This window comes from Stenotrophomonas sp. (genome assembly GCF_032103445.1).
In the GTDB taxonomy this organism is placed as follows: domain Bacteria; phylum Pseudomonadota; class Gammaproteobacteria; order Xanthomonadales; family Xanthomonadaceae; genus Stenotrophomonas.
The window spans coordinates 1-11,961 of the sequence record NZ_DAMDFR010000093.1; the positions used below are offsets into that span (position 1 = coordinate 1).

Genomic DNA, 11,961 nt, shown 5'->3' on the forward strand with positions numbered 1-11,961 from the left:
CTGCTGTGGGCGGTGCGTGGCGTGCAGGCACGCCTGCGCGGGCGCTGGAAGCTGGGGCTGGCCGCGCTGACGCGTCGGCGCGGGCTGGCGGTGATGCAGCTGGTGGGACTGTCGCTGTCGCTGTGTGCGCTGCTGCTGTTGTCGGTGATCGGCCCGGGCCTGCTTGCGCAGTGGCGCGATCGTCTGCCGGCGGATACGCCCAACTATTTCCTGATGAACATCCAGCCGGAGCAGCGTCAGGCGGTGCTGGATACCTTGAAGGGGCTGGGCGTGGGCGATGCCAGCGTCGAGCCGTTCAGTACCGGCCGCCTGCTGGCGTTGAACAACCGCCCGCCGCAGCGGGCCGAGCGCGAGGACAACAGCAACGAGGACGACGACGCCAACCGCCCGGTCAACTTCAGCTGGCGGCATGACTTCCCGGCCGCCAATACGCTGGTCAGCGGGAAATTCTGGGAAACCGGCAGCACCGCGCCCGAGGCGTCCATCGAGGAAGGCTGGGCCGAGCGCTACGGCATGAAGCTGGGCGACACCGTCACCCTGCAGATGGGCGAGCAGGAACGCACCTTCACCATCACCAGCATCCGCAAGGCCGACTGGGACTCGTTCCGGGTCAACTTCTTCCTGCTGCTCAACGAAGGCGCGGTCGGCGATGCGCCGTACAACCTGATCACCGCCTTCCACCTGCCGCGTGCGCAGGCCCCGGCGCTGGCCGGGCTGACCCGCGAGTACCCCAACATCTCGCTGCTGGACATCGACGGCATTCTGCAGCGGGTGCGCGAGGTGGTGGACCGGGTGACCCAGGCAGTGCAGCTGGTGATGGGCTTCAGCCTGCTGGCCGGCGTGCTGGTGCTGCTGGCAGCGCTGCAGGCCACGGCGGGTGAGCGCCGCTACGACAGCGCGGTGCTGCGCACGCTGGGGGCCACCCGCACCCAGCTGCGTGGCGCGGTGCTGGTGGAGTTCGGGGCACTGGGGCTGTTGGCCTCCGGGCTGGCGGTCGGGGCGGCGGCTCTGCTGGGAACCGTGGTGGCCAGGCAGGTGTTCGAGCTGCAGCTGACCCCGCCGTGGGGACCGCTGCTGCTGGGTGGCGCACTGGGCATGGCGTTGAGCATGCTGGCCGGCTGGTGGGGCACCCGGCGCATTCTGCGCACCCCGCCGGCGCTGGCGTTGCGCGAGGCGTGACGTATCCGGGCGGGGCGCGTTGCTATGCTGCGCGCCTCGCCCCCATTGAACGCCCCGTACCATGCCCGGCACCTCCTTCGCCTCCTACCTCTACCCGGTGTTGCTGCTGGTTGGCAGCAACATCTTCATGACCTTCGCCTGGTACGGGCACCTGAAGTACAAGAGCGCGCCGCTGATGACGGTGATTCTGGTCAGCTGGGGCATCGCCTTCTTCGAATACTGCCTGCAGGTGCCCGGCAACCGGCTCGGCAGCGCGGTGTATTCCGCGCCGCAGCTGAAGGGCATGCAGGAGGTGATCACCCTGGTGGTGTTCGCGGTGTTCAGCGCGTTCTATCTGGACCAGCCATTGAAGTGGAACCATTACGCCGCGTTCGGGCTGATCGTGGTGGCGGCGTTCCTGATGTTCAAGGAATAACGGTCGTAGAGCCACGCCCTGCGTGGCTTCGACCTCGTTTGGGACCGCGCAGCCACGCAGGGCGTGGCTCTACGACGGAACAACCGCCGCCTGATGCTGCCGCACCAGCTCGGTCAGCGCATCATTGAGCATGCGCCGTTTCAGCGCGGAGTTGCCGAACTGCATATCTTCCAGAGCGCCTTTGAGTTCCTCCAGCTCAACTCGATCCAACGAGGCGGGATGGAGCACCCCACGCATGTCAGCGAAGACGACGCGTTTGCTGATTTCCGCCATTACCCATTTATCATTGGTCGCAGCCCACGCCTTCCAGCATGCGGGCTGCTTGAACGCCCGCCTTGCGTCGGCCAGCGAGCCGCGTTCCTGCTCGGGGATATAGCGGGCCAGGAACTCGACCTGACGGGCCAGGTTGTCCGCGTAGTACGACGTCTGGCTTTCCTTGTAGTCAATGAAGTTCATCTTCAGTAGCGTGTCCGTGGTGTACCCCCCGGACTCGATATCTCCCAACGGATTCTCTGAGCGCCCTTCAAGCTGACGATGCAGGATAGTGCGGATCTTCCGCGTGTCCCCGGGCATCGTGCTCTTCAGCGACTTCTCAAACGCAGCACCGATTGCAGCCTCCGTCGTGCAGACTGACTCGATTGCCTCGTTTGTCATTGAAGCAGTGATGCGCGGATTCTGGTCCAGCCGCTGCAGGCAGGCACCATAGTTGCGCTCCAGCGCGGCCTGTATATCCGAGGGAATGGGACCGTTCGAGATGCAGGTCAGATTGACCGCAGTACTGGTGCCGCTTTCCGGTGCGGTGATGGGAGCGCCTCTCGCACCCTGAAACGCAGCGACGGCCCCGATGAGCGTGGTGAACATGCCGGAGATCTTCATGCAGAACTACTCCATGCGAGTGAAGTAGGCAGTAGCCAGCAATTTCGCGAATGACGCTTTCGGGAATCGATCACATTCGCGACGGGCACGGGATGTGTACGCCATGCCACCCATGCGCGACTCATTCGGCGGAATGCTCGCTTTGGTAGCGTCGGTCGATAGACGACGGCCGATAACGGCGATCTGCACGGTAACGAGTGACCTTTGACGGAGGCGCGCTTCTCCGTTCGCAGGTCATGCCCTACAGCATCGATGGACGTTATCGGCGGTCGACTGTCGTGCGACCCTACCGTGCGTCAAGGATTGCCCGGATTGTCCGGATTGCCCGGATTCCCCAGGTTGCCCGATTTGCTCGGATCACCCGATTTACCCTGAATGGTTGGATTGCCCGATTTGCCCGACTTGCCGAGATTCCTGGCAACGTCCACACAGGCCTTGCGGACCTCCTTCGGGCCCAGCTCAATCGTCTTCCTCATGAACAGACGAATCGCCTCTGACGGGCTGTACTTCGTGTGCTTCAGCACCTGCTTGAAGCTGCTGCGCAGTTCCGCGCTCGTCTTCGCTCGCACCCAGACTGGATCTTCGATCACGACAATATCCTCTTCGATGTGCCTCCTCGCCGGGCTGGCGAGGAGGTCGGGAGGTTAGTAACCGTGAGGCCAGCAAAACGGCAGGCGTATTTCCCCCAAGAGGGTGTTGTATTAGCCATCCTCCCGACGCGGGACGCTCGATCCAACGCAGGACATCGTTTGCTGACCTCGGAGTTACTACGCTCCTTGAGGACAAGCCTGCAGCAAATGAACATCGATCAGCGATTGATGTTGTCTATCGATTTTTGCGTTCTCGATATGCAGATGCAATTTGCGTGTCGCGTTCGGCGCATGACACCGGGAACATGTCGGGGTTGGCACGGAATCGTGTGATCTGCAGCGTGGGAGGGATGCGCGGTTCTGTGATGTGGGTTTGGTTTTTCGGGAGGTGGTGCGATGGAGTGGGCGTCGCAATTGGACCGCGAGTGCGTGTGCGTTTGATTTCCCATGGCCACCGACCACCTGTCGAGGGTGGGTCGGGGTGGGTTGGAGGGGGCGTGAGCCGCATGGATGCGGCGACCGAGGCTCCATGGACGGATTCACGCCGTCCCCCGGAACGCCCGCCTCGACCCACCCAGCCAGGAGATCAGTTAGCCGAGGGCTGTTCGCCGAAATGCATGAAGGCACCGGGTGAAGCCCGGTGACCTGCCGGTGCCGGTGATTTCCAGTCGTTACCGGTTGTGGAGAGCGTCCGTGCGATCGTCTTTCGACCGATCCCACCAGAGCAGGAGCAGGAGCAGGAGCAGGAGCAGGAGCAAGAGCAAGAGCAGCCGGGCAAGCCCGGCTCTACATGGCAAGGGCATCCGGGCATGCCCGGTTGCATGCAGTTGTGGTGGGTCAGTTCGGGGCTTTCTCTACCCACTGCTTGAAGACGGCGTCTATCTGCGCGTCCTTGACCTTCTTGCCGTCCTGCAGGTCCTGCGCCTGGGTGAACAGCGGGATGATCATCGCCATGCCGTCCAGCTTGGTCTTCAGGTGCACGCCCGGCGCCTGGCCCAGGAAGCCGTCCCAGCGCTGGCGCACCTTGCCCCAGTAATCCGCCGTGGCCTTCCAGTAGTCGTAGGCCGGCTTGAAGTCCACGTCCGTGGTCTTGTTGTAGTCGTTGAAGCCGAATTCGCGCGCGATCTCCTGCTGGCTGCCGTCCGCGCCGCGCAGGATCTTGGTGTTGAACTGCTCGTGGGTCCAGCCGTTCGGCGTCAGCGTGTGCCGGTTGATCACCGCGAGCGCGTTGTAGTCGCTGCGCCGCGTGTACTCACGGCGCGGCAGCGGACGCCAGCTCAGGTCGCTGGTCCACGTTGCCACCCCATTGCTGTAGTCCCACTTGCCCGTACCGCAGTAACGCGGCGCGTCGCTCACTTCATACACGCACTGTGTCCACGCGCCCGCGTTCAGTGCCGCCGGAATCGTGCGCACCTGCCAGGTCTGGTCCGCGCTGAACTCGAAGCGGTTCGGCGCTTCATACACCCAGTCCTGACGCCAATGCTTGGTCACGTGACCGCTCTTGCCGTCCACCAGAATGTGCTGCAGCACGATCCTCTGCGGCGTGTCTTCCACCACGATCACTACTTCATTGCCACCGCTGCGCACCGCCGGTGCGCGCTCATAGCCCGGCTTCAGCAGCACGGTTTCGTCAAACGCGAAGTCCACGATGTATTCGCCCTGCATCGCCAGGATGCTGTCGTGGTCGCGCTTGATGTCGGAGGGCTGGGCGTGGGCCATGCCGCTGGCGGCAAGCAGCAGCCACGCGCTGGCTGTCTGGTATTTCATTGAGAAAGCCTCAGGAAGGGCGGAGTGAAGAAAGATGAAGCAGCGGCGTGGCCGCTGCGGAAAAACCGGCCGTGTCCGTCCATAGCTCGCCTTCGGCACCTTCCACATCGGCAATACGGCGTGCGGTCGCCGCACCCAGCGACGACAACGACGCCAGGCTGGCCGCCAGACGATTGCCCTCACCCACCTGCAACCGCAGCGCGCACATGCGCCACGTCTCGTTGCCGAGCTTGGTCGCCAAGCGACGCCACAGGCGCTCGGCCACGCCACCCTCGAACGCCGTCTCCGGGCGCGCCGGGTAGGCCGAGACCAAGCGGTCCCAGGCCAGGAAGTCGCTGTCAGGCAGCAGGTACAGCCGCCAGCAGCAGCGGCCGCGTGCATCGGCGAAGCACAGGCTTTCGCGGATGCCTTCGCTGTCCACGCCCTGACAGGCGTGAGCAGACACCGCATGCTGCCAGCCGCCGAGCTCGCTGCTTTCGGGGCGGTACAGGCACAGCACGGTGCCCAGGGCCGCCAGCTGCGCCGGAGAAGGCAGCTGGGCGGGGCGCAGGTACCGATCGGAGGAACGCAGGGCGGACAGGGCTCGGCTCATGGCGGCTACCAGCTGACGGAGAGACTGGCCGAAACATTCCGGCCGGGATTGGTGTAGCGGTCGATCACCGTGCTGTTGGTGGCCAGCGCGGTGGTGATCGCCGAGTAATCGATGTACTTGCGGTCGCCCAGGTTGAACACACCCACGTTGAACTTCGCGCCCGGCGCGAACTCCCAGTGCGCCATCAGGTCGAGCACGCCGTAACCGGCCGGGGCAAAGGTGGTGTCGCTGGGCAGGCGGTCCTTGCGGCGCGCGAAGGTACCGGCCAGTTCCACTCCCCAGCTGTCGCGGTCGTAGGCCAGACCCAGCGTGCCGCGCAGCGGATCAATCGAGGCCAGCGGTACGTCTTCGGTCTTGTTCTGGCCGCGTGACCACGCCACCGCGCCGTTCAACGACCAGCCGGCCAGGGCCGCGCTGAGTTCGCCGAAGTCCACACCGGCCTTCACTTCGGCACCGTAGATTTCCGCATCGGCCACGTTCTGCGACTGGAACACGATCAGGCCCTGGTCGTTGATGCCGACCTGGCGCTGCGACTCGATGAAGTCCTTGTAGTCGTTGTAGTAGCCGCTGACGCTGACGTAGGCCGCCGGGGTGAGGTAACGCACGCCCAGCTCAAAACCATCGCTGGTTTCCGGCTTCAGATCCGGATTCGGAATCGCGGTGTACCCGAACATCACATTGGTGAAGCCCAGGTTGACGTCGTTGTACGGCGGCGAGCGGAAGCCGTGCGAGTAGCCGGCGAACAGCGACCAGTCGGTGGCGAAGCGCCACACCATGCCCAGCTTCGGCGACACGCTGGTCTTGGTCAGGTCGGACACCGCCATGCCGGGGTTGTCCGCGGCGAAGATCGCATCCACGTCCGGGCGCAGTTCGTAGTGGTCCACGCGCACGCCCGGCACCAGCGACAGGCGGCCGTCGGCGAAGCGCATTTCGTCCTGCACATACAGGCCCAGCTCGGTGGTCTTGCTGATCGGGAAGTCACGTACCGGGAACGCATCGGGGAGGATGGTGGTGCTGATCTGGCCGTTGGCCAGGACCTGGTAGCCGTCGCGCTTCTGCCGCGTTTCGGTCCAGGTGCCTTCCAGCCCGTAGGTCAGTTCATGGGTGACGCTGCCGGTTTCCAGGCCCTTGTGGAACACCGCCTGCAGCCCGTACACGCGCTGGTCGAAGTTGAATTCGCGGTGGCGCGAGGTGCGGTTGGCGCGGGTTTCGTCGGTGCGCTGGGTGGTCTCGCTGTCCTGCCGGTACAGCTGCCACGACAGGCTGTCGGCGAAGCCGGCGGCGAGGTTGTCCATTTCATGCGCGAACGACACCCGCGCGCGGGTCTGGTGGTCGCGCGCCTGCATGCCGGTGGTGGTGGTGTGGTCGATGGACGACAGCACGTCGGTATCCACGCTGTCTTCGTTGCCTTCCACGGTCAGCTTGAAGCGCTGGTCCTCGTTGGGCGCATACACCAGCTTGCTGAGCACGCTGCGGCCGTCGCGATCCTGCGGATTGGCCGCCGTGCGGGTGCGATCGTTGCTGCGCACCTCGCCCATGCTTTCGGTTTCCTGGCCCTGGCGGTGATTGAAGTTCACCATGCCGCTCCAGTGGTCACCGCCGAAGGCGGTGGTGACGCTGCCGAGCAGGCCCTTCCACTCACCGTCATAGCCGAACTTCAGGCCGACGTAGCTGTTCTTGTCGTCCTTGAGGTAATCGTTCGGGTCCTTGGTGACGAAGGCCACCACGCCGCCGAGCGCATCCGAGCCGTACAGCGCGCTGGCCGGGCCGCGCACGATTTCCACGCGCTTGAGCGTTTCCAGATCGGTGAAGTTGCGGTTGGCATCCGAGAAGCTGCCGATGCTGAAGGCCTTGGGCATGGCGATGCCGTCGGTCTGGATCAGCACGCGGTTGCCGTCCAGGCCGCGGATGCGGAAGCCACCCAGGCCGAAGCGTGCCGGGCTGCCGGTGACCGACACGCCCGGTTCGTAACGCACCAGGTCCTTGATGTTGTTGACCAGATGATTGTCCAGCTGCTCGCGGTCGATCACATCCACCGTAGCGGCCACATCGCTCAGCGCGCGCTCGGTGCGGGTGGCAGTGACCTGCACGCGGTCGAACTCGCGCGCGTCGGCGGCACCGTCAGGCGCGGCGTGGGCGGCAAACGGCAGCAACGACGCGGTAATGGCGACAGCGAGGTAGGAACGGGTCATGGTGGTTGGCAGAATTCGGCTGGACACAGAAAGAGGGCCCTCGACCGACCCCCACGACCGCACATCGCGGCGCGCAGGCGAAGCGTCGAGGGGGAGAGAGCCGTGCGCGGCGCGCGGGACCGGTGGGAGGGAAGCCGGCCCCGCCGCCGACGTCATTTGGTCAGGATCAGCTTGTCGTTGCTGGTATGACGCAGGCGATAGAAGCGGTCGCCGTGCTGGATCAGGATTTCGCGGCGGCCCTTGAGCAGGGCTTCGCTGTCGATCACATCTTCGGCCGGAACCGCACGGACCGGGCGGTCGCGCAGGGTCAGGGTTTCGGGGCGCAGCAGTACAGCGGCTTGAGTGTTCATTGTCTGGACTCGTGCGTGGGACGAGTTAAATGATAATGATTCTCAGTTGACAATCAACACCCATTCTCAACTTCGTTGAAGATTTTGCCTATCGAGTTCTCGTTTTTCGATAGATGGGGCCTATCGAATTGGGTGAATGGGGGCTATCGACGGGATGTCTGGGGGCACGCCGTTGTAGAGCCGGGCTTGCCCGGCTGAAGGTCCGCGCAAAAAGCAGCCGGGCAAGCCCGGCTCTACGAATCCCACACCGGCATTCGAACGGATCGAATCCCACACCCGCCTTGCACCGAACGGATCGAATCCCACACCCGCCTTGCACCGAACGGATCGAATCCCACACCCGCCTTGCACCGAACGGATCGACCCCACACCCGCATTGCATCGGGCGGGGGCTCCCCCGGATCAGGCGAACACCGCCTCCACCTGCGCCCAGGCCGTCTCATCCAGCTGCACCTCCAGCGCGCGCAGGTTCTGCTCCAGCTGCCCGACCCGGCTGGCCCCGAGGATCACGCTGGACACGTTCGGGTTGCGCAGGCACCAGGCAATGGCCAATTCGGCCGGGGAATAGCCCAGCTCAGTGGCCAGCTCGGTGTAACGGCGCACCTGCTGCAGGCGCTGCTCGGCCGAATCGCCCAGCACCAGGTCACGCAGCCAGCCCATGTCCTGCTGGCCCAGGCGCGAACCCGGCTCCATGCCGGCGTTGTGCTTGCCGGTGAGCAGGCCCGACGCCAGCGGCGAGAAGATGGTGGTGCCCAGGCCGGGGTCGGCGTACAGCGGGGCATATTCCTCTTCCACCCGCTTGCGATGCAGCAGGTTGTACTGCGGCTGCTCCATCGACGGCAGGTGCAGGTGCTGGGAACGGGCGAAGTCCACCGCCTCCTGGATCTGCGCGGCCGACCATTCCGAGGTGCCCCAGTACAGCACCTTGCCCTGGCGGATCAGGGTGTCCATCGCCAGCACGGTCTCGGCGATGGGGGTATCGGCATCGGGGCGGTGGCAGTAATACAGGTCCAGGTAGTCCACCCGCAGGCGCTTGAGCGCGGCGTGGCAGGCGTCGGTGACGTGCTTGCGCGACAACCCGTGCTGGGTCGGGCGCGGGTCGTCCACGGAGCCGAAGAACACCTTGCTGGACACGCAGTAGCCGTCGCGCGGCAGGCGCAGGTCGGCAATCACGTCACCCATCACCTGTTCGGCCCGGCCGCGCGCATAGCCCTCGGCGTTGTCGAAGAAGTTGATGCCGTTGTCCCAGGCGGTGGCGATCAGGTTGCGGGCCTCGTCGCGGCCGATCTGGTCACCAAAGGTCACCCAGGCCCCGAAGGACAGGGCGGAAAGCTTCAGGCCGGTCGAGCCCAGGCGGCGGTAATGCATGTGTGTCTCCTGCGGAAAACGGGAAGCCAGGCCGCGCGGCGAACCTGAACGATGTGAACCAGTTTAGCCCCCAAACGGGCGCAAACCCTTGCGGATGCTTGCCCGATCGCGGCCGTTCGCCTTTGGCGCGGCGCTTTTTCTTGCCCCGCCCCGGCCACCACTATAGGCTTCCCGTTTTTCGCGGTGCCCCAGGGGGGCTTCTCATGGTCGAAGGTTTGGGCAGGATCGGCTTCGGCCTGTTTGGTCTGGTGGTGCTGATCGGTATCGCCTGGTTGTTCTCCAACAACAAGCGTGCGGTCGACTGGCGGCTGGTTGCCACCGGCATCGGCCTGCAGATCGCCTTTGCCGCCGTGGTGCTGCTGATTCCGGGTGGCCGCGACGTGTTCGATTGGCTGGGCAAGGGCTTCGTGAAGGTGCTGAGCTTCGTCAATGAAGGCTCCAGCTTCATCTTCGGCAGCCTGATGAACACCGAACAGTACGGTTTCATCTTCGCCTTCCAGGTGCTGCCCACCATCATCTTCTTCTCGGCGCTGATGGGGGTCATGTACCACCTCAACGTGATGCAGGCGATCGTGCGCGCCATGGCCTGGGCGATCACCAAGATCATGCGCGTGTCCGGTGCGGAAACCACCAGCGTCTGCGCCAGCGTGTTCATTGGCCAGACCGAAGCGCCGCTGACGGTGCGCCCGTACATCGCCAAGATGACCCAGTCCGAGCTGATCACCATGATGATCGGCGGCATGGCCCACATTGCCGGCGGCGTGCTGGCCGCGTACGTGGGCATGCTGGGCGGCAGCGACCCGGTGCAGCAGGCGTTCTACGCCAAGCACCTGCTGGCTGCCAGCATCATGGCTGCCCCGGCCACCCTGGTCGTGGCCAAGCTGCTGGTGCCGGAAACCGGCACCCCGCTGACCCGTGGCACGGTCAAGATGGAAGTGGAAAAGACCTCCAGCAACATCATCGACGCCGCCGCCGCCGGTGCCGGCGATGGCCTGAAGCTGGCGCTGAACATCGGTGCCATGCTGCTGGCCTTCATCGCCCTGATCGCCCTGCTCAACGCCCCGCTGACCTGGTTCGGCCAGGTGACCGGCCTGCAGGACCTGCTGGGCCGCCCGACCGACCTGGCCACCCTGTTCGGCTACCTGCTGGCCCCGATTGCCTGGGTGATCGGTACGCCGTGGGCCGATGCCACCACCGTGGGTTCGCTGATCGGCCAGAAAGTGGTGCTGAACGAATTCGTCGCGTACTCGGAACTGTCCAAAATCGTCAACGGCCAGGTGCCGGGAATGACCCTTTCGGATGAAGGCCGGCTGATCGCAACGTACGCCCTGTGCGGTTTCGCGAATTTCAGCTCCATTGCGATCCAGATTGGTGGTATTGGTGGTCTGGCCCCGGAGCGCCGCCATGACCTGGCCAAGTTCGGTCTGCGGGCGGTGCTGGGCGGCACCATCGCCACCTTCATGACGGCGACCATTGCCGGCGTGCTGACGCATTTCAGCTGATATCCGTTTTAGAGAAACAATCTTTATGAGTAGCAGTGTCGTCGTAGTCGGTTCCTTCAACGTGGATCATGTCTGGCGTTGCGAGTCGCTGCCCGCCCCGGGTGCGACCATTGCCGGCCGCTACAGCACCGGCCCCGGCGGCAAGGGCTTCAACCAGGCCGTCGCGGCCCGCCGCGCCGGTGCCGCCACCACCTTCCTGTGCGCCCTCGGCGACGACGCCGGCGGTGCCATGGCGCGTGGCCTGGCCGCCCAGGACGGCTTCGAGCTGACCGCCGAAGCCAGCCCGGAACCCACCGGCACGGGTGGCATCTACGTGGATGCCCGCGGCCGCAACACCATCGTGATCGGCCCCGGCGCCAACGCCGCCCTCAGCACCGCGTTCATCGAACAGCAGCGCCCGCTGCTGGCCGGTGCCAAGGTGGTGCTGGCGCAGCTGGAATCGCCGGTGGAAACCATTGAAGCAGCCCTGGCCATCGCCCGCGAAGGCGGTGCCACCACCGTGCTCAACGCGGCCCCGGCCGACGCCCCGTCCAGCATCGGCCTGCTCAAGCTGGCCGACGTGCTCACCCCCAACGAAACCGAGTTCGCCGCCCTGCTCGGCCGCCACGTGGGCGAGCGCATCGACGCCGACAACGTGGCCGCGCTCGATGGTGCCAGCCTGCACGCCCTGTGCCGCAAGCTGGTCGGCAACGGCACCGTGGTGGTCACCCTGGGCGCGGTGGGCGTGTTCGTCTCGCACGACGAAGACACCCTGCGCGGCGACACCCAGCCGTACTACCGCGTGGGTGCCGAACAGGTGCAGGTGGCCGACACCACCGGTGCCGGCGACGCCTTCAACGGTGCCCTGGTCGCCTCGATGGCCCAGGACCCGAGCGCAGCGTTCGCCCGCCACGTGCGTTTCGCCAACCAGTTCGCCGGCCGTTCCACCGAGAAGGAAGGCGCGGCTGTGGCCATGCCACACTTCACCCCGGCGGACGCGCAGAGCGCCTGATCGGCGTGCAAACTGAAAAGAAACGGCGCGAAAGCGCCGTTTTTTTTTGCCTTTGACACGGGCACCGTCACCGACACACTGTCAAAGGTGGGTCGGGGTGGGTTTGCGGGGGTGTGAGCCGCATGGATGCGGCGACCAA

At 65.1% G+C, this 11,961-nt stretch carries 11 protein-coding genes; 4 read left to right on the top strand and 7 right to left on the bottom strand.

The window, feature by feature from the left end; genetic code table 11:
• The coding region (locus RT551_RS19915) for an FtsX-like permease family protein (protein WP_313461737.1) at positions 1-1,179 on the top strand (1,179 nt) is incomplete at its 5' end.
• A 61-nt stretch (positions 1,180-1,240) separates the two neighbouring features.
• Entirely contained in the window at positions 1,241-1,594 is a 354-nt protein-coding gene (locus RT551_RS19920; protein ID WP_313461739.1) for a DMT family protein, read from the top strand.
• 69 nt (positions 1,595-1,663) lie between these two features.
• On the opposite strand, the gene RT551_RS19925 is transcribed toward RT551_RS19920, so the two are convergent.
• From RT551_RS19925 to RT551_RS19955, 7 genes are all read right to left on the bottom strand, one after another.
• The gene (locus RT551_RS19925; protein ID WP_313461741.1) at positions 1,664-2,470 is read right to left on the bottom strand and encodes a hypothetical protein; all 807 of its coding nucleotides are present in this window, start codon (positions 2,468-2,470) and stop codon (positions 1,664-1,666) included.
• Between the two features lie 296 nt (positions 2,471-2,766).
• Entirely contained in the window at positions 2,767-3,060 is a 294-nt protein-coding gene (locus RT551_RS19930; protein ID WP_313461743.1) for a hypothetical protein, read from the bottom strand.
• Between the two features lie 837 nt (positions 3,061-3,897).
• On the bottom strand, positions 3,898-4,827 hold the full coding sequence (locus RT551_RS19935; protein ID WP_313461745.1) for a DUF6607 family protein: 930 nt from the start codon (positions 4,825-4,827) through the stop codon (positions 3,898-3,900).
• 10 nt (positions 4,828-4,837) lie between these two features.
• Positions 4,838-5,419, bottom strand: coding sequence for a Hemin transport protein (locus tag RT551_RS19940; RefSeq protein ID WP_313461747.1), 582 nt, complete (start codon positions 5,417-5,419; stop codon positions 4,838-4,840).
• A 5-nt stretch (positions 5,420-5,424) separates the two neighbouring features.
• A complete protein-coding gene (locus RT551_RS19945; protein ID WP_313461749.1) occupies positions 5,425-7,611 on the bottom strand; it encodes a TonB-dependent hemoglobin/transferrin/lactoferrin family receptor in 2,187 nt (728 codons plus the stop codon).
• A gap of 152 nt (positions 7,612-7,763) precedes the next feature.
• Positions 7,764-7,961, bottom strand: a complete 198-nt coding sequence (locus tag RT551_RS19950; RefSeq protein WP_125361888.1) for a hemin uptake protein HemP — start codon at positions 7,959-7,961, stop codon at positions 7,764-7,766.
• A gap of 402 nt (positions 7,962-8,363) precedes the next feature.
• Positions 8,364-9,329, bottom strand: a complete 966-nt coding sequence (locus tag RT551_RS19955) for an aldo/keto reductase (protein WP_313461751.1) — start codon at positions 9,327-9,329, stop codon at positions 8,364-8,366.
• Between the two features lie 203 nt (positions 9,330-9,532).
• Between RT551_RS19955 and RT551_RS19960 the strand changes: the two genes are divergently transcribed.
• Both RT551_RS19960 and RT551_RS19965 read left to right on the top strand, forming a co-directional pair.
• Positions 9,533-10,831, top strand: a complete 1,299-nt coding sequence (locus RT551_RS19960) for a nucleoside transporter C-terminal domain-containing protein (RefSeq protein ID WP_313461753.1) — start codon at positions 9,533-9,535, stop codon at positions 10,829-10,831.
• A gap of 25 nt (positions 10,832-10,856) precedes the next feature.
• On the top strand, positions 10,857-11,822 hold the full coding sequence (locus RT551_RS19965; protein ID WP_313461755.1) for a ribokinase: 966 nt from the start codon (positions 10,857-10,859) through the stop codon (positions 11,820-11,822).
• The last annotated feature ends 139 nt before the right edge of the window (positions 11,823-11,961 follow it).